Source organism: Qipengyuania citrea, from assembly GCF_024171405.1.
GTDB lineage: Bacteria > Pseudomonadota > Alphaproteobacteria > Sphingomonadales > Sphingomonadaceae > Qipengyuania > Qipengyuania profunda.
The window spans coordinates 676,393-698,262 of the sequence record NZ_JALJZT010000002.1 but is presented as its reverse complement, the minus strand read 5'-3'; the positions used below and the strand labels follow the sequence as shown (position 1 = coordinate 698,262).

Genomic DNA, 21,870 nt, shown 5'->3' with positions numbered 1-21,870 from the left:
GCCGGCATGAGTCACGATAGCAATTTGACCGGGCGCCCCGTCATCTCCTCCACCGGGCTGTTCACGCCCGAAGACACCATCACCAACGAAGAGCTCGTCGAAAGCTACAATCGCTACGTCGAGATATTCAATGCCGACAATGCCGAAGCCATTGCCTCGGGGGAAGTCGAAGCGCTTCAGCCGAGTTCGGTCGAATTCATCGAAAAGGCGAGCGGAATCAAGGCGCGCCATGTGATGACGAAGGCGCCCATCCTCGATCCGGAAATCATGGCACCGCGGCTGCGCGAGCGGTCGAACGACGAACTTTCGGTGATGGCGGAAATCGGCGTGAAGGCGGCGCGGCAGGCGCTCGAGCGGGCGGGCCGCGATGTTGCGGATGTCGATGCGGTGCTGTGCGCGGCGTCAAACATGGAACGCGGCTATCCGGCAATGGCGATCGAAATCCAGCAGGCGCTGGGCATCGACGGCTTCGGCTTCGATATGAATGTCGCCTGCTCCTCGGCGACCTTCGGCATCCAGACCGCGGCCGACTATATCCGCTCGGGCAATGCTAGGAGCGTGCTCGTGATCAGCCCGGAGATTACCAGCGGCCATCTCAACTGGCGCGATCGTGACAGCCATTTCATCTTTGGCGATGTGGCCACGGCGGTGCTGGTCGAAGATGTCGCTGTGGCGCCCAAGCAGCATTGGGATATTCTCGGTACGCGGCTGAAGACCGTGTTCTCGAACAACATCCGCAACAATTTCGGCTTCCTCAACCGCGCTTCGCCCGAGGGTGAGGGCAAGCCGGACAAGCTGTTCGTCCAGGAAGGCCGCAAGGTGTTCAAGGAAGTCGTCCCGATGGTGGCCGAGATGATCGTCACCGAAGCCGAGCGGTTGGGCATCGATCCGCAGGCACTGAGGCGGCTGTGGCTGCACCAGGCCAATGCCGGGATGAACCGGCTGATCGCACAGCGTGTGCTGGGCCACGAGGCCACGCCGGACGAGAGCCCGACGGTGCTCGATACCTATGCGAATACGTCGAGCGCGGGTTCGATCATCGCGTTCCACAAGCATAATGAAGACCTTGCCGCGGGCGATACGGGGCTGATCTGCAGCTTCGGCGCGGGCTATTCAGCGGGTGCGGTGTTCGTGCGTAAGGTGGCATAACATCTTGTGACTGCTGCCCGCAGGCCCTACTTGGCCGACATGGCAGGTGATTTACTCGACAATCGTGGCCGCGGCGATGTTCGCTGGTCATGGCCCCCGATCCATCCCGAAGGTCGCAAGTTCGGCGTCATCGCGGTGCTGGTCAGCCTTGTGTTCCTGATCGGTCTCGACTGGGAAATCATTGGCTGGCCGCTGTTGCTGCTGTCGCTTGGCGTGTTCGCGTTCTTCCGCGATCCCGAGCGCGTGGTGCCGCAGGACGACAATCTGATCGTCGCCCCGGCCGATGGCCTGGTGTCGCTGATCGCCGAAGTCGAACCGCCCGAGGAACTGATGATCGACGATGGCAGCGGCCATGCCGGGCTGACGCCGGGCCCGGTCACGCGCATTTCGATCTTCATGTCGGTGTTCGATGTCCACATCAACCGCACCCCGATCGCCGGGACCGTGCGCCGCGTGGTATATATCCCCGGCAGTTTCGTCGATGCGGGCCTCGACAAGGCGAGCGAGGAAAACGAACGCCAGCACGTCCTGATCGAACGGATGGACGGCCAGAAGATCGGCTTCACGCAGATCGCCGGCCTCGTCGCGCGGCGGATCGTGCCCTTCGTCAAGCCCGGCGACAGTGTCGGCGTGGGCCAGCGGATCGGCCTGATCCGCTTCGGCAGCCGGGTGGATGTCTATCTGCCCGCCGGGACCGATTCCAGGGTCCTGCTCGGCCAGAAGGTCATCGCGGGTGAAACCGTGCTGGCCGAAATCGGTTCGCAGCGGCTGATCGAGGGCGTGTCGCAGTGACCGCCCCCAGCGCCGACCCGGAGGGCGGAGCCCGCCTCGGCCCGAAGGCGACGGAAGACGAACAACCCACCGAGGTGCACACGAGGGCGCTGACCCTGCGCGCGATGATCCCCAATGCAATCACCGCGGCCGCGCTGTGTTCAGGCCTGACCGGTATCCGGTTTGCGATTGACGAGAACTGGTCTGCTGCAGTGGTGGCAGTGATCATCGCCGGGATCCTGGACGGGGTCGACGGGCGGATCGCGCGCGCGCTCAAGGCGCAGTCGCGGTTCGGTGCGGAGCTCGACAGTCTTGCCGATTCGTTGAGCTTCGGGACCGCACCGGCGATCATCATCTTTCTGTGGTCGCTGGTGGCCGAGCCGCGCCTCGGCTGGTTTGCCGCGCTGGCGTTCGCGATCTGCTGCGCGCTGCGCCTTGCGCGCTTCAATGCGCAGATCGATGTGTCTGAGCAGCCGCACAAATCGCTTGGCTTTCTGACCGGCGTTCCCGCACCGATCGGGGCGGGGCTCGCCTTTTCACCGTTCTATCTGTGGATGGCCACCGGTCTCGACGTGCTGCGCCATCCGCTGCTGGTGGGCATCTGGCTGACCGTCATTGCGCTACTGATGATCTCGAACATGGCCACGCCGAGCTGGACCTCGCTGCGCCCGCGCCGCGGGATACGGCTGGAAGTGCTGGCTTTCGTGGGCCTGACCTTCGCGGCGCTGCTCGTCGAACCCTGGTGGACGCTGAGCGCCATCTGCGCCGGGTACTTGTTGCTGCTTCCTTACAGCCTGCTGCGCTACTCGCGGGTCAAGCGGCGTAGCTGACCCTGCCGCCGGCAGACCGTACCGCACCCGACCGATCGAACGCGGCCTGAGAGCCAGCAGTCGTGGCCGGTCGCAGTGCTGGCAATGGGGCGGGTGCGCCCTTCAATTCACTCCGCAGACGAGCGAAAGCGGACCACCAGCGCAGCCCGCTGTCGGCGAGCACGGTCGCCGTTGCCAGGCCGATGGCAGCGAGAAGGGTAATGAGGAACAATGCGAACATCGCGAAATCTCCCTGCCCGGTTGCCGACAAGCCTGTTGACAGACCGGGGAAATCTAGTGGAAAACCCGTAGCGCCCGCCGGAGGTTCCGGCGAATGAGAACAATGTTCTCTTTTTGTTCTCGACTGTCAAGCGTTTTCCCGTTCGGCCCCGCATTTTTTGCGGCAAATCGAGTCTGGATTTTCCCACTCATCGGCGCTAAGTGCGCGCGGTCCGCAGCGGATTCGGCCGATTTTCGGCTGCAGCGCAGCGGGCAAATCCACATGGAAGGCGCACAGACCGGTGCCCGCCGCGGGACATGACCGCATTCGGGTTCCAGCTTTCCAGAGGCATAACCGGAAAGGAATTTACTTATGGCGGCTCCTACCGTCACGATGCAGGAACTGATCGAGGCCGGCACGCATTTCGGCCACCAGACCCACCGTTGGAACCCGCGCATGAAGCCGTATATCTTCGGCGCGCGCAACGGCATCCACATCATCGACCTGTCGCAGACCGTGCCGCTTTTCGCGCGTGCGCTCGACTTCATCCAGCAGACCGCACGTTCGGGCGGCAAGGTGCTGTTCGTCGGTACCAAGCGCCAGGCGCAGGACGCGATCCGCGAAGCCGCGCTCGCTTCGGGCCAGCACTTCGTCAACCATCGCTGGCTCGGCGGCATGCTGACCAACTGGAAGACCATCAGCGAACGCATCAAGTACCTCAAGACGCTCGACGAGCGCCTGTCGGGGGACACTGCGGGCCTGACCAAGAAGGAAGTGCTCGACCTGACCCGCAAGCGGGACAAGCTTGAAATGTCGCTCGGCGGCATTCGCAACATGGGCGGCATTCCCGACGTGATGTTCGTGATCGATGCCAACATGGAAGACCTGGCGATCAAGGAAGCCAACGTCCTCGGCATTCCGGTGGTTGCGGTGCTCGACACCAATGTCGATCCCGAAGGCATCGCCTTCCCGATCCCGGGCAATGACGACGCGGCCCGCGCCATCCGCCTGTACTGCGATGCAGTCGCCAATGCCGCGAAGAGCGGCAAGGGTGACAGCGTGCAGGATTCGGGTGCCGATGTCGGCGCGATGGAAAACCCGCCGGAAGAAACCGTCGAGGCCTGATCCCTCGATTGACCGGGCGCCATCATGCGCCCGTCACAAAGCGGAGCTACGCGCCGGGCCGCCCACCAGCTGGCCCGGTGCCCGCACACCATACCAAGAAGGAAACGACCATGGCTGCATTCACTGCTGCTGACGTAAAGGCCCTGCGCGAGAAGACCGGCGCGGGCATGATGGACGCCAAGAAGGCCCTCGAAGGCGCCAATGGCGATATCGAAGCCGCGGTCGACGCACTGCGCGCCAAGGGCCTCGCCACCGCCCAGAAGAAGTCGAGCCGCACCGCGGCCGAAGGTCTTGTCGGCGTGGCTGTCGAAGGCACCAAGGGCGTGGCCGTCGAAGTGAACTCGGAAACCGACTTCGTCGCCAAGAACGACAAGTTCCAGGACTTCGTCCGCAAGACCACGCAGGTCGCACTGGGCGTTTCGGGTGACGACATCGACACGCTCAAGGCTGCTTCCTATCCCGATGGCGGCACCGTTTCGGACAAGCTGACCGACAATGTCGCGACCATCGGTGAAAACCAGCAGGTCCGCCGCATGAAGACCGTTTCGGTCACCAACGGCGTGATCGTGCCCTATATGCACAACGCGGTTGCCCCCGACCTCGGCAAGATCGGCGTGCTCGTCGCACTCGAGAGCGAAGGCGATACCGCCAAGCTCGAAGAACTCGGCAAGAAGCTGGCCATGCACATCGCCGCGGCATTCCCGCAGGCGCTGACCGCCGAAGGCCTCGACGCCGACGTGATCGAGCGTGAACGCGCGATCGCCAAGGAAAAGGCTGCCGAAAGCGGCAAGCCCGAAGCCGTGCAGGACAAGATGGTCGAAGGCGCAATCGGCAAGTACGCCAAGGAAAACGCGCTGCTCAGCCAGGTCTTCGTGATGGATAACAAGACCCCCATCGCGCAGGTCGTCGAGCAGGCCGGCAAGGATGCCGGCGCCAAGATCGAACTGGTCGATTATGTCCGCTTCCAGCTCGGCGAAGGCATCGAGAAGGAAGAAAGCGATTTCGCCGCGGAAGTCGCGGCAGCCGTCGCTGGCTAATTCTGTGTATCGCGCACGATAAAGGGCTGGACCGTCAGTTCTTTATCTGTGCAGTTTCCTGCGCCCGATGTTTCCGGGACGCGTGAATTCGGGAGCGGTCGTCGGACTTCGGTTCGGCGACCGCTTTCGTGTCCGGCGGGCCGTTTGCGTCTCGCTCGCGCGAGGTCTGCGAACCGGGGCCCGCCGTTTTCCCCTCCCGCACCGAACCCCGGCTTTCCCTTTGCGCGTTTCCTGCTTCATGGCTAAGGACCCGCAACTCCCTACGCTACACGGATCCCTCTCCGCCCATGCCTCTTTCGACGATGAAACGTGTCCTCCTCAAGCTTTCAGGCGAGGTGCTGATGGGCGACCAGCAATTCGGGATCGATCCGGCCTTCGTCTTGGAGCTCGCGCAGGAAGTGAAGCAGGCGAAGGAAACCGGCCTCGAAATCTGCCTCGTCATCGGCGGGGGCAACATCTTTCGCGGCATGGCCGGCGCAGCGCAGGGGATGGACCGCGCGCAGGCCGATTACATGGGCATGCTTGCCACAGTGATGAATGCACTGGCGATGCAAAGCGCACTCGAGCAGCTTGGCGTCCAGACCCGCGTGCAGAGCGCGGTGCAGATGGACCAGGTATGCGAACCGGTGATCCGGCGCCGCGCCGAGCGCCATCTCGAAAAGGGACGGATCGTGATCTTCGCCGCGGGAGTCGGCGCGCCCTATTTCACTACCGATAGCGGTGCCGCGCTGCGCGCAGCGGAAATGAATTGCGATGCACTGCTCAAGGGCACCAGCGTTGACGGGGTCTATGACAGCGACCCCAAGAAGAACGCGGACGCCAAACGTTTCGATACGGTGACTTACGGCAAGGTGTTGGCCGACGACCTCAAGGTCATGGACGCCAGCGCCGTTGCTTTGTGCCGCGACAACAAGATCCCGATTGTCGTCTTCTCGATCCGCGACAAGGGCAATCTCGCCCGTGTGCTGAGCGGCGAAGGCGTGCAGACGATCGTCAAGAACTGAACGCAAAGACAAGACAGAGGAAGCCGCCATGGCCAAATACGACAAAGCCGATATCGAGCGCCGCATGAAGGGTGCCGTCGAGAGCCTCAAGAGCGATCTTGGCGGCCTGCGCACCGGCCGGGCGAACACCAGCCTGCTCGATCCCGTGATGGTCGAGGTCTATGGCTCGATGATGCCGCTTAACCAGGTCGCCACGGTCAGCGCGCCCGAACCCCGCATGCTCAGCGTGCAGGTGTGGGACAAGGCCAATGTCACTGCGGTCGAAAAGGGTATCGCCAAGGCCAACCTCGGGCTCAACCCGATGATCGACGGGCAGAACGTGCGCCTGCCGATGCCCGATCTGACCCAGGAACGGCGCAAGGAGCTGGCCAAGCTGGCCGGCCAGTATGCCGAGCAGGCCAAGATCGCCATCCGCAATGTCCGCCGTGACGGGATGGAAGCGCTCAAGGAAGGCGAGAAGAAGAAGGAAATCTCGGAAGACGAGCGCAAGCGCAGCGAAGATGAAGTGCAGAAGCTGACCGACACCTATGTAGCCGAAGCTGATGCCGCCGCTGTGCAGAAGGAAAAGGAAATCCTGACGCAGTAAGGCGGGCAGGACGCGGAGTGAAAGGATGACTGGGGAAGGGGCGAGCGCCCGCCATGTGGCCATCATCATGGATGGCAACGGCCGCTGGGCGAAGCGCAAGCATCTGCCCCGCGCGATGGGGCATCGCAAGGGCGTGGAAGCGGTGCGCGAACTGGTGCGCGGTCTCCAGGGTACCGAGATCGAGTGCCTGACGCTCTATGCCTTCAGCAGCGAAAACTGGAAGCGGCCCGAGGAAGAGGTCGACGATTTGATGAACTTGATGCGTAAGTTCATCAAATCGGACCTGCCCGAATTCGTGGCCAACGACGTCAGGCTGCATATTCTCGGTGACTGGCGCGGACTTGCGCCCGATATCGTCGAAATGCTCGAGGATGCGCTGGAGCAGACCGCGCCGGGCTCGCGCACGCTCGCGGTCGCGCTGAATTACGGTTCGCATGCCGAAATCGTCCAGGCGGCGCGGCAAGCGGCGGCCGAGGGCGAGATCACCGAAGAGGGCATCGCCCGGCATCTCTACAGTGCGGATTTGCCCCCGCTCGACCTGCTGATCCGCACCAGCGGCGAAGTGCGGCTGTCGAATTTCCTCTTGTGGCAGGCGGCCTACGCGGAGATGCTGTTCCTCGACGTCCTCTGGCCGGACTTTACGCCCGATCACCTGAAGCAGGCGCTGGCCGAGTTCGCGGAGAGGGAGAGGCGCTTTGGCGGACGCTGAGACATCTGCGGCATCGCCCGTACGCAAGAATGCCGATCTGCCCGTACGGGTCGTCTCCGCCGTGGTGATGATTGCGCTCGCAGTCGGCGCATTGGTCGCCGGTGCCCCGTGGCTGGGCTGGTTCATCCTCGCCGTCACGCTTGCGACCATGGTCGAATTCGTACTGTTGATGGTGAAAGCCACCCCGTCCGTGGCCTTCCGCCTCGCCGGTATCCTCGGCGGCGCGATCTATATCGGGCTTGCGGGCTATATGCTGGCGCGGTTCCCGCTGCCGCTGGTGGTCGGCGTGATCGGCGCCGTCGTGTTCGTCGACAGCTTTGCCTATTTCTTCGGTCGCACGCTGGGTGGCCCCAAGATCGCGCCTTCGATCAGCCCATCGAAGACCTGGGCGGGCCTGCTTGGCGGGATCGTCGGTGCGACGATCTGGATCGCGGTCTGGAGCTATTTCGTCGCCCCCGCCATGCGCGGCGATGCGGCTGCTGCCATCGATGTTACCCGGTTCGGCCAGATGCTCGGCCTTGGCGCGCTCACTGCCGTGGCAGCACAGGCCGGCGATTTCTTCGAAAGCTGGCTCAAGCGCAAGGCGGGGGTGAAGGATTCGTCCATGCTCATCCCGGGTCATGGCGGCGTGTTCGACCGGACCGATGGGATGATCCCCGTCGTGCTGCTCGCAGGTGTCCTGCTGGGTGCCGCGCAGTGACACGGTCGATCTCCATCCTCGGTGCGACGGGTTCGGTAGGCGAGCAGACGCTCGACCTCCTCCGCCGCAATCCAGGGGACTGGAACGTCGTCGCGCTGACCGCCAATTCCAACGTCGCGGGGCTGGCTGCGGCAGCGCGTGAATTCGGGGCCGAACTTGCCGTCGTCGCCGACGAGAAGTGCCTCGATGACCTGCGTGACGCGCTTTCGGGCAGCGGGATCGAAGCCGCGGCCGGGCGTAGTGCGCTCTGCGAAGCGGCTGCGCGTCCTGCCGCGATCACCGTGGCGGCCATCGTTGGCTGCGCCGGGCTGGGCCCGGTGATGGCGGCGATCGAACAGGGCGGCACGATTGCGCTGGCCAATAAGGAAGCGCTGGTGTCCGCAGGCGAGGTAATGACCGCCGCCGTCGCCCGGCACGGGGCCACGCTGCTACCCGTCGACAGCGAGCACAACGCCATCTTCCAGTGCCTGCAGGGCGGCAAGATCGCGGACGTCCGCTCGATCACACTGACCGCCAGCGGCGGTCCGCTGCGTATGGTCGAGGATTTGTCCGCAGTGACGCCCGAGCAGGCGATCGCGCATCCCAATTGGGATATGGGCGCCAAGATCAGCGTCGACAGCGCGACCATGTTCAACAAGGGTCTTGAGCTGATCGAGGCGCATCACCTGTTTCCCGTCGGGCTCGACCGCATCCGCATCGTCGTGCATCCGCAAAGCGTGATCCATTCGATGGTCGAATACCGTGATGGCTCGACACTGGCGCAGTTGGGGCCGTCCGACATGCGCGTGCCGATCGCCTCGTGCCTTGCCTGGCCCGCGCGGATGGATACGCCAATGGCCCCGCTCGACCTGCCGGCAATTGGCGAGATGACCTTCTTCGCCCCCGATGAAGACCGTTTTCCGGCGACACGACTTGCGCGGCAGGCCGCCGAAGCGGGCGGAGCGGCCCCGGCGGTGCTCAATGCCGCAAACGAAATCGCGGTGGCCGCTTTCCTGAAGCGTCAGATTGTATTCAGCCGCATCGCGGTATTGGTCGAGAGCGTTCTCGAGCAGGGTGATCTGCACCCGGCGCCGCGGACCCTCGAAGAGGTCCTGCGCGTAGACGAAGACGCCCGCACCCGTGCCACCCGCATTCTGGAGCCTGCCTGACCTTGGAACTGAACCTGCCTTTATGGCTCTATTACGTCATCGGTTTCCCGCTGCTGCTGGGGCCATTGGTGACGATCCACGAGCTGGGCCACTATCTGGTCGGTCGCTGGTTCGGCGTCCATGCAGAAGCGTTCTCGGTCGGATTTGGCAAGGAACTCTGGGGCTTCACGGACAAACGTGGCACGCGGTGGAAGCTCAGCGCGCTGCCGCTGGGCGGCTATGTCCAGTTCAAGGGCGATATGAACCCGGCGAGCATTCCCGATGCCGACGCCGCGGCACAAGCGAGCGCGGAAGAGCGCGCGGGAAGCTTCCATCATGCCTCGCTATGGAAGCGCGCGCTGATCGTCTTTGCCGGGCCGGCAACCAATATCTTGCTGACGCTGGCGATCTTCGCGGGTTTCTTCGCCTTTTACGGTAAGCCGGTTCCGGGCAATCCCGAAGAACAGCTGACCGTCGCCGAATTCGCCGAAATTTCGCCTGCGCGCGCAGCGGGTATCGCGATCGGCGACCGCATCGTGGCGGTCGAAAGCGAGCGGATCGAGGACTTCCGCGACCTGCAGGATTCGATCATGCTCTATCCCGGGCGTACGCTCGACATCACGGTCGAACGGGACGGCGCCGAGCAGAGCTTTGCCGTGCCCGTCCGCAGCGTCGAGATGGAAGACCGGTTCGGCAATGTATCCAAGATCGGGCTGATCGGCATCGCACCGGCGGCCGCGGGCTTCGAGTTCGAACCGCAGGGCGTGGTTGCCTCGCTTGGCCTGGCGGTCGATCACTCGATCGGGATCGTCGACATGATGGTGACCGGCATCGGCCAGATATTCACCGGCGAGCGGTCGGTCCAGGAACTGGGCGGGCCGGTCAAGATCGCGAAATTCTCGGGCGAACAGCTCAGCCTCGGCGCGATGGCCTTTATCAATTTCGCGGCGCTGATTTCGCTTAACTTGGCATTCATCAACCTCCTGCCAATTCCGGCGCTCGACGGCGGGCACTTGGCTTTCTACGCGGCAGAAGCGGTCCGCCGGAAGCCGGTCGGCCCCCGTGGAACCGAAGTGGCGTACCGCGCCGGTGTGGCCCTTGTGCTCATGCTGATGGTGTTCGTCACAATCAACGATCTGGTGACGCTTCCCGTTTTCGGGAATTAGCCGGGGAAAGGGAGCGGGTAACCGGCAATAGACCGCAGCAAAGCTTGATCGCCACGGACGCATGGGGCAGGGGACGGCAAGGCCGCCCCGCACAACGCGGCCCGATGCCGGATCGGGGCTGCACCAGCCGGGTCTGCTGTAAGTGTAACGAGGACGGGAATCTCCTTGTCGATGACTAATTTTGCTTCTGCCGCCACGCGACGCAACCCTGCCGCGCGGCTGGCTATCGGCCTGCTGGCCGGCACCATGCTTGCAGGTGTACCCACCGCGGTTCTTGCCCAGGAAGAGGCTGCCGCAGTCCCGGCAGCCGCACCGGCGGTCCAGCAGGATGTCGTGCGCACGATCGCTGTCAGCGGCGCCCAGCGCCTCGAGGCGCAGACGATCTTGTCCTACATCAAGCTGCGCCCCGGTGACACGTGGACGCAGGCCGCGGGCGACGAGGTCCTCAAGGACCTCTACGCGACCGAGCTGTTCTCCAGCGCCAATGTGGTCAACAACAATGGCGATGTGGTCATCACCATTGTCGAGAACCCGGTCATCAACCGCATCATCCTCGAAGGCAATCGCCGGCTGAAGAACGACAAGGTGCTGCCCGAAATCCGGCTGTCGCCGCGGCAGATCTTTACCCGCTCGAAGGTCCGCGCCGACGTCTCCCGCATCATCGAGCTGTACAAGCGCCAGGGCCGCTTCGCCGCCACGGTCGAGCCGAAGATGGTCGAACTGTCGCAGAACCGTGTCGATATCGTGTTCGAGATCAGCGAAGGACCCAAGTCCAAGGTTCGCCAGATCAACATCATCGGCAACGATGCTTTCTCCGACGGGAAGCTGCGCGGCGAGATGCTGACCAAGCAGGCCCGCCTGACCAGCTTCCTCAGTTCCAACACCAGCTACGATCCCGATCGTCTGGCCTTCGACCAGCAGAAGCTGCGCCAGTATTACCTGACCGAAGGCTATGCCGATTTCCGCGTGGTTTCGGCGGTCGCCGAGCTGACCCCCGACAAGCGCGACTTCATCATCACCTATGTCGTCGAGGAAGGCGAGCGGTACAAATTCGGCACGGTCGATGTCGAATCGCAGATCCGCGATTTCGACGATGAGGCGATGACCGCGCGTCTGCCGATGCAGGGCGGCGACTGGTACGATGCCAAGCTGGTCGAGGACACGGTCGAGCAGCTCAGCGAGCTGGCCGGAACCTTCGGTTACGCCTTTGCCGACGTCCAGCCGCAGTTCAGCCGCAACCAGGACACGCTGACGATGGACGTGACCTTCGCCTTGCGCGAAGCACCCCGCGTCTATGTCGAACGGATCGACGTCAACGGCAACACGCTGACGCAGGACAAGGTCGTGCGCCGCGAATTCCGCCTGGCCGAAGGCGATGCCTTCAATTCGCTGTCGGTCGCGCGGTCGACCGCACGCATCAATTCGCTGGGCTATTTCCAGGAAAACTTCGAAATCAACCAGGTCGAGGGCAGCGCCCCCGACCGGATCGTGCTCGAGGCCAATGTCGAAGAACAGGCGACCGGCGAACTGCAGTTGTCGGCTGGCTTCTCCAGCCTCGAGAGCTTCATTCTTGCGGGCTCGATCCGCCAGCGCAACTTCCGCGGGCGAGGCCAGACGGTCGGCCTCAGCCTGAACTATTCGCGCTATTCAAAATCGGCGCAGGTGAGCTTTTCCGAACCCTATGTGTTCGACCGCAATATCTCGGCGGGCGTCGATATCTATCGCCGCGACACCAACAGCTTCAACTTCCGCAATAACGAGCGCAACACCACCTTTGCGCAGTCGACCACCGGCGCCCAGCTGCGTGCGGGCGTTCCGTTGACCGAGTACACCTCGGCGGTTGCCAGCTATACGTTCAATTACGACGACGTGACGCTCGACGAAGGACTGTATTTCTCTGATCGCGATGGCGACGGGGTTGCGACCTGTGATCCGATCCTTGCCAGTCGTTATCTGTGCGAGGCGATCGGGCAGCGGACCAGCTCGATCGTCGGGCTCACGCTCAACTACAACACGCTCAACAGCCGCCTGCGTCCCACAAGTGGCGAGACGATCAGCTGGACGACCGAACTGGCCGGGCTCGGCGGCGATGTGAAATATGTCCGTTCGCGCGCCCGCGCCGGTAAGTACTGGCCCGTCGGCGGGGGCTTCATCTTCTCGGTGACCGGTGAAGGCGGCTGGATTCGCAGCCTCGAGGACAATAACGTAGCCGGGCAGGACGACGTTCGCCTGACCGATCGTTTCTTCCTCGGCGAGCCGCAAATGCGCGGGTTCGACATCCGCGGTGTTGGACCGCGCATCGTGCGCCTGCAGTATTTGGACGACGATGGCGATGCCGCCACGCCGCGGGTCTCGCAGACGATCGAGGAAGCGCTCGCCAGCGATAGCCGCGTGGACGATGCCTTGGGCGGCAAGGCCTATTACCTCGGCCGCGCCGAACTCGAGATTCCGCTCGGCAGCGGAGCGCGTGAGATGGGCCTGCGTCCGTCGATCTTCCTGGACGTAGGGTCGTTGTTCAGCGTTACCCGCCCGGTCCTGCAGGATTACCCCGATGGCTTGCAAGCCACTGACGGGGACGGCAATCTGCTTTATCTGCAGCCCGGCGTAGACGATGAAGGCAACGACATCCTCCAGGCAGTAACCAATCGCTTCGCACCCGATGGGACCGAGAACGAACGCAACGTCATCGGCGGGACCTTCTTTAAGGAAGTCTTCGTCGGCGACAGCCCCGCACCGCGTATTTCGGTGGGCATTGGCGTGAACTGGAACTCGCCCTTCGGTCCGTTCCGGATCGATGTATCTCACGTGCTCAAGAAGCAGGTCGGAGACGACACCAAGACCTTCTCCTTCAACGTAGGAACGCAATTCTGATGAAACTTTTTGCCAAGACCATTGCTGCCGCCGCGCTTGCGGGCACTGTAGCCATCGCAACTCCCGCCGCCGCGCAGGTTTCGGGCATCGCTACCAGCAGCCCCGAAGCCGTGATCGTGCGCAGCCAGGCGCGCATCAATGCCTATCAGCAGATCGACCAGCAGTATTCGGCGCAGATCGCGCAGATCCGCACGCTGCGTCAGGAAATGCAGACGCTGCAGCAGAGCCTCGATACCGACAACAATGGCCAGCTGAGCCAGGCCGAAGCGCAGGCCAACCCTACGGTCGTGCAGCAGCTCCAGCAGAAAGAGCAGCAGCTTGGCCAGGCTTCGCAGCCGATCGTGCTCGCGCAGACCTATGCTATCGAGCAGCTGATCAACGATTACCAGAATGTCCAGCAGCAGGTCATCCAGCAGAAGAACATCCAGCTGCTGCTGAACCCGGACGCGATCCAGTGGGCACCCGAAGCGGTCAATGTGACCAACGACCTCGTCGCCGCGCTCAACCAGCGCATGCCGAGCGTCCAGATCACGCCGCCGGCCGACTGGCGTCCCCGTCAGGAATCGCTGTCCGCGCAGCAGACCGTGTCGCAGGTCCTCCTCGGTGTCGCGCAGCAGCAGGCAGCCCAGCAGGCCGCGCAGCAGCAGCAGCAGCAGCCCGCGCAGCCGACCGGCCGCTAGGCACGACAAGAGGGGCAGGGTGATGAGCGAGACCGGTTTCGACATCGTCGGGGTGCTGAAGCGCCTGCCGCATCGCTATCCCCTGCTGCTCGTCGACCGGGTGCAGGAACTGGTCGCCGACGAGCGTATCCACGCGGTCAAGGCGGTCAGCTTCAACGAGGATTTCTTCCAGGGCCATTTCCCCGGCGCGCCGATCATGCCCGGCGTTCTCCAGATCGAGGCGCTGGCGCAGGCCGCGGGCGTGCTCGCGGTGGAGAGCCTCGGTCTCGCGGACTCGGGCAAGCTGGTCTATTTCATGGCGATCGAGAACGCCAAGTTCCGCGCGCCCGTGACTCCGGGCGTGCTGCTCGATCTCAAGGCCGAATTCGTGCAGAAGCGCGCCAAGGTCTGCAAGTTCGCCGGCAAGGCGAGCGTGGATGGCAAGGTGACCTGCGAAGTGCAATTCACCGCGATGATTGCCGACGGGCCCGAATAGGGTTGTCAATTCGGGCGCTCGCCGCTATGCGCGCGCCTTTCCCATAACAGCTGGACCGGTCGGAACCGTTCCGATGCTAGAAGGACGTTTATCATGAAGGCCGCAGGTCACCCCGATTACCACATGATCACGGTCAAGATGACCGATGGTACCGAATTCCAGACGCGCTCCACCTGGGGCAACGAGGGCGAAACGCTGACGCTCGACATCGATCCGACCAGCCATCCGGCATGGACCGGTGGCACCAAGCAGATCCAGGAAGGCGGCCGCGTCGCAGCCTTCAACAAGCGCTTCGGCGGCCTGTCGCTCAAGAAGGGCTGAACGCAGCCAACCCCAAGAATTTACGCAAGGGCGGTCCCGCTGGGGCCGCCCTTTCTCGTTGTGCAAACGCCGCGTGCCGAACGCGTCACCAGCCCCAGGGCTTCTCGCGGTACCATTTGGTGATCACATATTTGATCCCCTTGCGCACCTTCATCCCGTGATGGAGCGTATTAGGGTTTTCGCGCAGGTCGGGGCGCCGGTTGTTCCAGCAGACCAGCTTCCCCGCCTCGGGCTGGAAGGTCTTGCCGACCGCCTTGAAGCGGGTCGCACCGCCGCCTTCGACATCATTCAGATAGATCATGAAGGTCCAGGTCCGCTGGCCCGCGACCGAGCAATAGGTCGCCCAGTCGGCTCCGCCGCGATTGAAATAGTCGCAATGCGGTTTGAACTCCTGCCCCACGTCATAGCGCTGGCCCTGCAGCGGTTCGCCATGCGCCGGGTCGATCCCGTTGAGTTCGAACAGCAAGTCTTCGAGTGCCTGGACGGCAGGTTCAGTCGTATCGAGGTCACAGGTTTCGCTGGTGCGGAAATAGCGGTCGTCGCCAGCATCGGCGAGCGTCGAGGGCCGCCGGTCCTGCTCGATCAGGCGGATCAATCCGGCACGCAGGTCGAGGGGGACGAAATCGCGCAGCTGGAACAGCTCGATCTTGTCGCTCGGCACGCGTTGCATGCCCTCGCGCGCCAGCAGCATCTCGCTCGAAGATTCGCCCGGTCCCGTCATCACTTTTACGATAGCGCGCGCGCAACGCGCTTCAACCGCGAAAGAAAATTGCGCACAGCTGCGGCGGTTGCGATTTTCGCTTCCCTATTCGGCTTCATTGTGCAACAGGCACGCGCCGTTGCGCAGGCGGCTTGACGCTGTCCCGCTCATGCGTAACAGCCCCCCTTTCCCGGGCGGTTCCGGGGGCATGTGGCGATCGTAGCTCAGTTGGTTAGAGCGCCGGTTTGTGGTACCGGAGGTCGCGGGTTCGAACCCCGTCGATCGCCCCATATTCTCCCCCATCATGGCCGTCCATCAGAGCATTTTGGGGACTCGCTGCATGACGGCATTCTGGACCGAAGCGGATTTCGACGACCATGAACTGGTCGAGGTGGTCCGCGATGCGAAAAGCGGCCTGACCGCCATCATCGCGCTCCATTCGACCCATCTCGGTCCCGGTGCCGGCGGCACCCGCTTCTGGCATTATGCCGAACCCGCCGATGCCATGCGCGATGCGCTGCGCCTGTCGCGCGGGATGAGCTACAAGAACGCCATGGCAGGCCTGCCGATGGGTGGGGGCAAGGCCGTGATCCTGGCTCAGAAGGACACCGCCAAAACGCCCGAAATGCTGGCGGCCTTCGCCGATGCGGTGGAGCGGCTTAACGGCCAGTACGTCACCGCCGAAGATGTCGGCATTTCCGAAGCCGACATGGCTGCGGTGGCGCAGCGCACGCAATATGTCTCGGGCCTCCCGGTCGAGGGCGAGGACGCCGCGGGCGGCGATCCGGGCCCGTTCACTGCGCTCGGTATTTTCCTCGGCATCAAGGCCGCGGTGCGGCACAAGCTCGGCAAGGACAGTATCGAAGGCGTGCATGTCGCGCTGCAGGGCACGGGCAGTGTCGGCGGCGGGGTTGCCCGCCTGCTGGCGCGCGATGGGGCCAGGCTGACGCTTTCCGATATCGACGCGGGTCGCGCAGAAGCGCTCGCCGCCGAACTCGGTGCGGACACCGCTGCAGCCGATGCGATCATGTCGGTTTCCTGCGATGTTTTCAGCCCCAACGCGCTGGGCGCAATCCTCGACGACGAGGGTATCGCGCGGCTCGATTGCCAGATCGTGGCGGGCGGTGCGAACAACCAGATCAAGCGCCCGGAACATGGCCCGATGCTGGCCGAACGCGGCATTCTCTATGCTCCCGACTATGTGATCAATGCCGGCGGGATCATCTCGGTAACGCTCGAATATCTCTGTCGCCGGGACAAGACGCCGTGCGACATCAACGAGGTCCGCAAGCGTATCGCGCTGATCCCCGGACGGCTCGAACAGATCTGGCAGGAAAGCGACCAGACGGGGGTCTCGCCCGACCAGGTTGCCGATCGCATGGCACAGGAACTGATTGGCCGCTGAACTGCGGCCTTGCGAGGCCGGTGGCGCGCTGCCAAAGCGGTGCCGGACGGTATATTCGATGCATGGCTTCGCCAATCCCAAGCGCTTCCTCGCGCTCGCCAACCCGCTGACCCCGCTGCTGCTGGTCGGCGGCCTGGTGGTGAGCGCGGCCGCGCTCTATTGGGGCCTGTTCCAGGTGCCTCCCGACCGCCTGATGGGTGAGACCGTGCGCATCCTGTTCCTGCATGTCCCGGCCGCATGGCTGGGGATGGGCGGCTGGGCCGCGATCGCCGTGGCAAGCCTCGTATTCCTCGTCTGGCGCCATCCGCTCGCCGCGCTGGCCGCGCGCGCTGCGGCATTGCCCGGCCTCGTCTTCACGATCATCTGTCTCGCCACCGGATCCATCTGGGGACGCCCGACCTGGGGGACCTGGTGGGTGTGGGACGGGCGGCTGACCAGCATGCTGGTGCTCGCCTTCCTCTATCTCGCCTATATCGCGCTGGCGCAGGCCGCCGAACGCGAAGGTGTTTCGCCGCGCATTCCGGCCATTTTCGGCCTGCTCGGCGCGATCAACATCCCGATCATCAATCGCAGCGTGGTGTGGTGGAATTCGCTCCACCAGCCCCCCAGCATCACGCTGGGCAAGAGCGCGATCGACGCCGAATTCTTCGTGCCGCTGCTTGTGGCGGTGGCCGGCTTCTCGCTGTTGTTCGGCGGCGTCCTACTTGCGCGCATGCGCGCGCTGCTCGCCGACGTGCAGGCCGAGGCGCGCCTGCGCCGCCGCGCGATGGAAGCCGCCTGATGCGCGAAGCACTCGATCAATGGACCTTCGTCGTCGCCGCCTATGCAGTGGGCGTGATCGGCACGCTGGCGATGGTCGGCTGGGCATGGCTCGACATGAAACGCGCCGAGAAGCGCCGTGAGGAAAGCCGCCGGAAATGAACGCGCCCAAACCCAAGCACCAGCGGCTCGTGCTGGTCGTCCTCGCGCTCGTGGCGCTGGTCGGGGCGGGCTTGCTCGCGGCCTATGCATTGCGCAACCAGGCGAGCTATTTCTACCTGCCCGAGCAGATGCTCGCCAACCCGCCCGAGATCGGTCAGGCCGTGCGCTTGGGCGGCATGGTCGAGCAAGGATCGCTCGAAACCGCGGCCGACGGGGTCACGCTGACCTTCGCCGTCACGGGAAATGACGGGTCGCGCGTGCCGGTCCGCTTCAGCGGTATCGCGCCCGACCTGTTCGTCGAAGGTTCGGGGGTGGTCGCGGAAGGGCGGCTGGGGTCCGGCGGGATATTCATCGCCGACAATCTCCTCGCCAAGCATGACGAGAATTACGTGCCGCGCGAATTGCAGGACATGGAACAGCACCAGGCCGCGCAGATGGCCGAGGAAACGACGGTCGGGCTGGAATGATCGCCGAACTGGGTCTTGCCGCCCTGTGGCTCGCCGCTGCCCTGGCCGCGCTGCAGATGGCCGTCGGCTTCATGGCGGTGCGCAATGACGGGGCGAGCGAACTGGCCGGGCTGATTCGCCCCGCGGCGATCGTTCAGGGTGTGCTCGTCGCGTTCTCCTTCGCGATGCTGGTGTGGCTGTTTGCGGTCACCGATCTCTCGGTCAAGCTGGTGGCTTCCAATTCGCATTCGATGAAACCGCTGGTGTTCAAGCTGTCGGGCACATGGGGCAATCACGAGGGCTCGATGCTGCTGTGGGTGACCGTGATGGGTCTGGCCGGTGCCCTGATCGCGCTGGTCGAGCGGCGTCTGCCCGAGCGCACGATGAATGCCACGCTGGCCGCACAGGGTGTGGTCTCGCTGGGATTTTACGCCTTCCTGCTGCTCAGTTCGAATCCCTTCGAACGCCTGCCAACCCCCGCTGCGGAGGGGATGGGGCTCAATCCGCTGCTGCAGGACATCGGTCTCGCCTTTCATCCCCCCACGCTCTACCTCGGCTATGTCGGCCTGTCGGTCGCCTTCAGTTTCGCCGTGGGGGCGCTGCTGACGCGGCAGGTAACCCCCGATTTCGCGCGCGCGATGCGGCCGTGGGTGCTGGGCGCGTGGGTCATGCTGACAGTGGGCATCACCGCGGGCAGTTACTGGGCCTATTACGAGCTCGGCTGGGGCGGCTGGTGGTTCTGGGATCCGGTCGAGAACGCCTCGCTCATGCCCTGGCTCGCGGCGACTGCCTTGCTCCATTCGGCGAGCGTTCTCGCTAGCCGCGACGCGCTGCGCACCTGGACGATCATGCTGGGCGTGGTCGCCTTCTCGATGAGCATGGTGGGGACCTTCCTCGTGCGGTCGGGCATCCTGACCAGCGTGCACGCCTTTGCGGTCGATCCGGAGCGGGGGACCTTCATCCTCGTCCTGCTCGGTATTTTCATCGGCGGGGCGCTGCTGCTGTTCGCGCTGCGCGCCAATACGATCAGCGAGGGCGAGCGGTTCGCGCTGGCCAGCCGCGAAGGCGCGCTGGTGTTCAACAACGTCATGCTCAGCGCCATCCTGGCCATCGTGCTGCTGGGTACGCTCTACCCGCTGCTGACCGAGGCATTCGATGTGCGCGTGTCGGTCGGGCCGCCCTATTTCAATCCCGTCGGGGCGATCTTCGTCATCCCCATGCTCGCGGTCATGGCGGTCGGGCCGCTGCTGCGCTGGCGGCAGGACCGGATCGACCGGATCGGCCGCGAAGTGGCACTGTTCGCCGCGCTGGTGCTCGCGGGGCTGGTCCTGTTCGGCCTGCTCGCGGAGATCGCGCTGTTGCCGCTGCTCGGGCTCGCCTTCGGGCTGGGACTGGCGGTCGCCAGCCTGCTGCCCCTGCGCCGCCGCAAGCTGGGCCGCACCCCGCTTGCGACATGGGGCATGGTAGTCGCCCATTTCGGTATCGCGGTGGCGCTGATCGGCATGGCGAGCGAAAGCGCCTTCACCAAGGAACGGCTCGCCGCCGTGGCCGAAGGCGGCAGCGCCACCGTTGGCCCGTGGACGATCGTCTTGCAGGGCGTCGAGCCGGTTGCGGGTCCCAACTGGACCGCGATCCAGGGGCGGCTTGCGGCAAGCTATGATGGCGGCGAACCGCATATCCTCACCCCGCAATCGCGTAATTTCTGGGCCCCGCCGCAGCAGACCACCGAAAGCGCGCTTGTCACGCGGTGGAACGGCCAGCTTTATGCAGTGATCGGCGACCGCGCACCCGACGGGCGGTGGCAGGTCCGACTGTGGTGGAAGCCCTTCGTCCCGCTGATCTGGTACGGCGGCCTATTGGTGGCGCTGGGCGGCGTGCTGGCCTTGCTCGGCCGGCTGCTGAGCGATCTGAGGCATCGCCGCCTCGCGATGCGCATTGCCGAACGCCGCGCGGACCGGGAGGCGCTCGCATGAGCTGGCGTCTGTGGGTCCCGCTGTTCCTGTTTGCGCTGTTCATCGGCCTCGCGGCCTATCAGCTGACGCAGCCCAAGGACGAATTCGTCGCCAGCGGCATGGTCGGCGAAGAATTGCCCTATTTCGACCTTCCGCCGGCCATGGACGGGATCGAAGGGGTATCCAACGCAACCTTCGCCGATGGCCGGCCGCGCCTGCTCAATATCTGGGCAAGCTGGTGTCTGCCCTGCATCGCCGAAGCGCCGCATCTCGAAAGCCTCGAGCGGCAGGGCGTGGAGATCGTCGGCGTCGCGATCCGCGACCGGCCCGAAGACATCGCCCGGTTCCTCGCGCAGCACGGCAATCCCTACAGCCGCATCGGGCGCGACGACCTGTCCGAAGTCCAATTGGCGATCGGCTCTTCCGGCGTGCCCGAAACCTTCGTGATCGATGGCGAGGGCGTGATCCGCTACCAGCATATCGGCGATGTCCGTGCGAGCGACGTACCTTTGTTGCTCGAACAGCTAGAGCAGGCCCGATGATCCGCGCCTTTCTTGCCGCCCTGGTGCTCGCGTTCGCGCTGCCGGCTACCGCGCAGCAAAGCATGCCGCCCGCACCCTATGCCTATCGCCAGCTCGACGATCCCGCGCAGGAACAGGCCGCGCAGGAACTGATGGAGACGCTGCGCTGCCTCAAGTGCCAGTCGCAGTCGATTGCCGATAGCGACGCCCCCATGGCGGGCGACATGCGCCACCAGGTGCGGATCCGCATCGCGGCGGGTGAAAGCCCCGGCGACATTCGCAGCTGGCTGATGCAGCGCTATGGCGATTATGTCAGCTACAAACCCGAGGTGAGCGCTACGACCTGGCCGCTCTTCGCCATCCCGCTGCTGCTAATACTGGGCGCGGGCGCGGTGCTGCTGCGCCGGTTCCGGGGGCGCGCATGAGCTGGTTGCCGATCATTGTTCTTGCGGCGCTGGTCTTCGGCCTCGCGGTCGTCCTGCTCAAGCTGCCGCGCAGCCTGTGGATGCTGTTCGGATCGGCGCTGCTGTTCGGGCTCGCGGGCTACGCGTTGCAGGGCCACCCGGGACAGGCCGGCGCGCCCGCCACTCCGGTGACCGACAATGCCGCGCAGACCGGCGAATTGATGGTCGAGGCGCGGCGCGAATTCTATCCGGCGGGTAGGCTGCCCTCGCGCTTCGTGGTCACTGCCGACGCCTTCACCCGGCGCGGCCAGCACGACCAGGCGGCGAATTTCCTGCGCAATGCGGTGGCGGAGAACCCGAATGACGGCGAGGCCTGGGTGGCGCTGGGCAATGCGCTGGTGGAACATGCCGATGGCCAGCTGACTGCGGCGGCGCTGTTCGCCTATTCGCGCGGCGAGCAGGCTGCGCCCGATAATCCCGCGCCGACCTACTTCCTCGGGCTGGCATTCCTGCGGGCAGGGGAGCCGGGCCGCACGCTCGCGCTGTGGCGCGAACTGCTCGAAGCGGCGCCCGAAAATGCCGAGTGGCGGGCACCGCTGGCCGCGCGACTCGACCGGCTGGAGACGATGTTGGGTGTTGCAGAGCCATCCGCTGCCCAACAAAGCGAAAAATAATCAATGCGATGCGCGATTTGTTGCGAGTGCGAAGCCTTGCTGCTAATCGCCGCGACTTCGCCAAGCAGGCCATGTGACACGATGTTGTCGGAACCCA

General features: G+C 64.4%; 24 protein-coding genes and 1 tRNA gene. 24 read left to right on the top strand and 1 reads right to left on the bottom strand.

Translation table 11 applies throughout. The annotated features are described in order from the left end of the window. Positions 1–6: 6 nt before the first annotated feature. The 15 genes from J2S32_RS04255 to rpmE all read left to right on the top strand — a co-directional run bounded on the left by J2S32_RS04255 (position 7) and on the right by rpmE (position 14,750). The gene (locus J2S32_RS04255) at positions 7–1,149 is read left to right on the top strand and encodes a beta-ketoacyl-ACP synthase III (protein WP_253516813.1); all 1,143 of its coding nucleotides are present in this window, start codon (positions 7–9) and stop codon (positions 1,147–1,149) included. A 39-nt stretch (positions 1,150–1,188) separates the two neighbouring features. Next, positions 1,189–1,941, top strand: a complete 753-nt coding sequence (locus J2S32_RS04250) for a phosphatidylserine decarboxylase (RefSeq protein ID WP_253516810.1) — start codon at positions 1,189–1,191, stop codon at positions 1,939–1,941. Next, positions 1,938–2,750 (top strand): CDP-alcohol phosphatidyltransferase family protein, encoded by an 813-nt coding sequence (locus tag J2S32_RS04245; RefSeq protein WP_437181916.1) that lies wholly within the window; start codon positions 1,938–1,940, stop codon positions 2,748–2,750. Before J2S32_RS04250 ends, J2S32_RS04245 begins: the two co-directional genes overlap by 4 nt. 571 nt (positions 2,751–3,321) lie before the next feature. After that, positions 3,322–4,074 (top strand): 30S ribosomal protein S2, encoded by a 753-nt coding sequence (gene rpsB, locus J2S32_RS04240; protein WP_253516799.1) that lies wholly within the window; start codon positions 3,322–3,324, stop codon positions 4,072–4,074. A 110-nt stretch (positions 4,075–4,184) separates the two neighbouring features. Continuing rightward, entirely contained in the window at positions 4,185–5,111 is a 927-nt protein-coding gene (tsf, locus tag J2S32_RS04235) for a translation elongation factor Ts (RefSeq protein ID WP_253516798.1), read from the top strand. Between the two features lie 287 nt (positions 5,112–5,398). Next, positions 5,399–6,115, top strand: a complete 717-nt coding sequence (gene pyrH, locus J2S32_RS04230; RefSeq protein ID WP_253516796.1) for a UMP kinase — start codon at positions 5,399–5,401, stop codon at positions 6,113–6,115. A gap of 28 nt (positions 6,116–6,143) precedes the next feature. Then, positions 6,144–6,701 (top strand): ribosome recycling factor, encoded by a 558-nt coding sequence (gene frr / locus J2S32_RS04225; RefSeq protein ID WP_253516794.1) that lies wholly within the window; start codon positions 6,144–6,146, stop codon positions 6,699–6,701. A gap of 25 nt (positions 6,702–6,726) precedes the next feature. Continuing rightward, positions 6,727–7,410, top strand: a complete 684-nt coding sequence (uppS, locus tag J2S32_RS04220) for a polyprenyl diphosphate synthase (protein ID WP_253516791.1) — start codon at positions 6,727–6,729, stop codon at positions 7,408–7,410. Then, positions 7,397–8,110, top strand: coding sequence for a phosphatidate cytidylyltransferase (locus tag J2S32_RS04215; protein ID WP_253516789.1), 714 nt, complete (start codon positions 7,397–7,399; stop codon positions 8,108–8,110). Before uppS ends, J2S32_RS04215 begins: the two co-directional genes overlap by 14 nt. Then, on the top strand, positions 8,107–9,258 hold the full coding sequence (gene dxr, locus J2S32_RS04210) for a 1-deoxy-D-xylulose-5-phosphate reductoisomerase (protein WP_253516787.1): 1,152 nt from the start codon (positions 8,107–8,109) through the stop codon (positions 9,256–9,258). Before J2S32_RS04215 ends, dxr begins: the two co-directional genes overlap by 4 nt. Positions 9,259–9,260: 2 nt before the next feature. Continuing rightward, a complete protein-coding gene (rseP, locus tag J2S32_RS04205; RefSeq protein WP_253516785.1) occupies positions 9,261–10,403 on the top strand; it encodes an RIP metalloprotease RseP in 1,143 nt (380 codons plus the stop codon). 171 nt (positions 10,404–10,574) lie between these two features. Beyond that, positions 10,575–13,274, top strand: a complete 2,700-nt coding sequence (bamA, locus tag J2S32_RS04200; protein ID WP_253516783.1) for an outer membrane protein assembly factor BamA — start codon at positions 10,575–10,577, stop codon at positions 13,272–13,274. Continuing rightward, on the top strand, positions 13,274–13,954 hold the full coding sequence (locus tag J2S32_RS04195; RefSeq protein ID WP_253516781.1) for an OmpH family outer membrane protein: 681 nt from the start codon (positions 13,274–13,276) through the stop codon (positions 13,952–13,954). Before bamA ends, J2S32_RS04195 begins: the two co-directional genes overlap by 1 nt. A gap of 22 nt (positions 13,955–13,976) precedes the next feature. After that, a complete protein-coding gene (gene fabZ, locus J2S32_RS04190; protein WP_253516778.1) occupies positions 13,977–14,429 on the top strand; it encodes a 3-hydroxyacyl-ACP dehydratase FabZ in 453 nt (150 codons plus the stop codon). A gap of 93 nt (positions 14,430–14,522) precedes the next feature. Further along, positions 14,523–14,750 (top strand): 50S ribosomal protein L31, encoded by a 228-nt coding sequence (rpmE, locus tag J2S32_RS04185; RefSeq protein ID WP_253516775.1) that lies wholly within the window; start codon positions 14,523–14,525, stop codon positions 14,748–14,750. 85 nt (positions 14,751–14,835) lie between these two features. Here rpmE and J2S32_RS04180 read toward each other — a convergent pair whose 3' ends face one another. Continuing rightward, positions 14,836–15,471: a prolyl hydroxylase family protein gene (locus tag J2S32_RS04180; RefSeq protein WP_253516772.1), complete on the bottom strand. Its 636-nt coding sequence runs from the start codon at positions 15,469–15,471 to the stop codon at positions 14,836–14,838. 192 nt (positions 15,472–15,663) lie between these two features. Between J2S32_RS04180 and J2S32_RS04175 the strand changes: the two genes are divergently transcribed. The 9 genes from J2S32_RS04175 (at position 15,664) to J2S32_RS04135 (ending at position 21,773) form a co-directional block, all read left to right on the top strand. Beyond that, positions 15,664–15,740: transfer RNA gene (locus tag J2S32_RS04175), tRNA-His, on the top strand. Positions 15,741–15,790: 50 nt separating this feature from the next. After that, positions 15,791–16,855 (top strand): Leu/Phe/Val dehydrogenase, encoded by a 1,065-nt coding sequence (locus tag J2S32_RS04170; RefSeq protein ID WP_253516769.1) that lies wholly within the window; start codon positions 15,791–15,793, stop codon positions 16,853–16,855. Positions 16,856–16,913: 58 nt separating this feature from the next. After that, on the top strand, positions 16,914–17,636 hold the full coding sequence (gene ccmC, locus J2S32_RS04165) for a heme ABC transporter permease CcmC (RefSeq protein WP_253516768.1): 723 nt from the start codon (positions 16,914–16,916) through the stop codon (positions 17,634–17,636). Further along, positions 17,636–17,776, top strand: coding sequence for a hypothetical protein (locus tag J2S32_RS04160; protein ID WP_253516766.1), 141 nt, complete (start codon positions 17,636–17,638; stop codon positions 17,774–17,776). Before ccmC ends, J2S32_RS04160 begins: the two co-directional genes overlap by 1 nt. Then, entirely contained in the window at positions 17,773–18,243 is a 471-nt protein-coding gene (ccmE, locus tag J2S32_RS04155) for a cytochrome c maturation protein CcmE (RefSeq protein WP_253516764.1), read from the top strand. The genes J2S32_RS04160 and ccmE overlap by 4 nt, the downstream gene beginning before the upstream one ends. Next, positions 18,240–20,195: a heme lyase CcmF/NrfE family subunit gene (locus J2S32_RS04150; RefSeq protein ID WP_253516762.1), complete on the top strand. Its 1,956-nt coding sequence runs from the start codon at positions 18,240–18,242 to the stop codon at positions 20,193–20,195. The genes ccmE and J2S32_RS04150 overlap by 4 nt, the downstream gene beginning before the upstream one ends. Continuing rightward, positions 20,192–20,716 carry a DsbE family thiol:disulfide interchange protein gene (locus J2S32_RS04145; RefSeq protein ID WP_253516759.1) on the top strand — a complete coding sequence of 175 codons (525 nt, stop codon included), beginning with the start codon at positions 20,192–20,194 and terminating at the stop codon, positions 20,714–20,716. The genes J2S32_RS04150 and J2S32_RS04145 overlap by 4 nt, the downstream gene beginning before the upstream one ends. Continuing rightward, on the top strand, positions 20,713–21,120 hold the full coding sequence (locus tag J2S32_RS04140; RefSeq protein WP_253516755.1) for a cytochrome c-type biogenesis protein: 408 nt from the start codon (positions 20,713–20,715) through the stop codon (positions 21,118–21,120). The genes J2S32_RS04145 and J2S32_RS04140 overlap by 4 nt, the downstream gene beginning before the upstream one ends. Beyond that, entirely contained in the window at positions 21,117–21,773 is a 657-nt protein-coding gene (locus J2S32_RS04135) for a tetratricopeptide repeat protein (RefSeq protein WP_253516748.1), read from the top strand. Before J2S32_RS04140 ends, J2S32_RS04135 begins: the two co-directional genes overlap by 4 nt. Positions 21,774–21,870 lie beyond the last annotated feature (97 nt).

Bases quoted from the DNA above. Each gene is read 5' to 3' on its own strand.
- J2S32_RS04255 (WP_253516813.1), top strand. From the start codon at position 7: ATGAGTCACGATAGCAATTTGACCGGGCGCCCCGTCATCTCCTCCACC.
- J2S32_RS04250 (WP_253516810.1), top strand. From the start codon at position 1,189: ATGGCAGGTGATTTACTCGACAATCGTGGCCGCGGCGATGTTCGCTGG.
- rpsB (WP_253516799.1), top strand. From the start codon at position 3,322: ATGGCGGCTCCTACCGTCACGATGCAGGAACTGATCGAGGCCGGCACG.
- tsf (WP_253516798.1), top strand. From the start codon at position 4,185: ATGGCTGCATTCACTGCTGCTGACGTAAAGGCCCTGCGCGAGAAGACC.
- pyrH (WP_253516796.1), top strand. From the start codon at position 5,399: ATGCCTCTTTCGACGATGAAACGTGTCCTCCTCAAGCTTTCAGGCGAG.
- frr (WP_253516794.1), top strand. From the start codon at position 6,144: ATGGCCAAATACGACAAAGCCGATATCGAGCGCCGCATGAAGGGTGCC.
- uppS (WP_253516791.1), top strand. From the start codon at position 6,727: ATGACTGGGGAAGGGGCGAGCGCCCGCCATGTGGCCATCATCATGGAT.
- bamA (WP_253516783.1), top strand. From the start codon at position 10,575: ATGACTAATTTTGCTTCTGCCGCCACGCGACGCAACCCTGCCGCGCGG.
- J2S32_RS04195 (WP_253516781.1), top strand. From the start codon at position 13,274: ATGAAACTTTTTGCCAAGACCATTGCTGCCGCCGCGCTTGCGGGCACT.
- fabZ (WP_253516778.1), top strand. From the start codon at position 13,977: ATGAGCGAGACCGGTTTCGACATCGTCGGGGTGCTGAAGCGCCTGCCG.
- rpmE (WP_253516775.1), top strand. From the start codon at position 14,523: ATGAAGGCCGCAGGTCACCCCGATTACCACATGATCACGGTCAAGATG.
- J2S32_RS04180 (WP_253516772.1), bottom strand. From the start codon at position 15,471: ATGACGGGACCGGGCGAATCTTCGAGCGAGATGCTGCTGGCGCGCGAG.
- J2S32_RS04170 (WP_253516769.1), top strand. From the start codon at position 15,791: ATGACGGCATTCTGGACCGAAGCGGATTTCGACGACCATGAACTGGTC.
- ccmC (WP_253516768.1), top strand. From the start codon at position 16,914: ATGCATGGCTTCGCCAATCCCAAGCGCTTCCTCGCGCTCGCCAACCCG.
- J2S32_RS04160 (WP_253516766.1), top strand. From the start codon at position 17,636: ATGCGCGAAGCACTCGATCAATGGACCTTCGTCGTCGCCGCCTATGCA.
- ccmE (WP_253516764.1), top strand. From the start codon at position 17,773: ATGAACGCGCCCAAACCCAAGCACCAGCGGCTCGTGCTGGTCGTCCTC.
- J2S32_RS04150 (WP_253516762.1), top strand. From the start codon at position 18,240: ATGATCGCCGAACTGGGTCTTGCCGCCCTGTGGCTCGCCGCTGCCCTG.
- J2S32_RS04145 (WP_253516759.1), top strand. From the start codon at position 20,192: ATGAGCTGGCGTCTGTGGGTCCCGCTGTTCCTGTTTGCGCTGTTCATC.
- J2S32_RS04140 (WP_253516755.1), top strand. From the start codon at position 20,713: ATGATCCGCGCCTTTCTTGCCGCCCTGGTGCTCGCGTTCGCGCTGCCG.
- J2S32_RS04135 (WP_253516748.1), top strand. From the start codon at position 21,117: ATGAGCTGGTTGCCGATCATTGTTCTTGCGGCGCTGGTCTTCGGCCTC.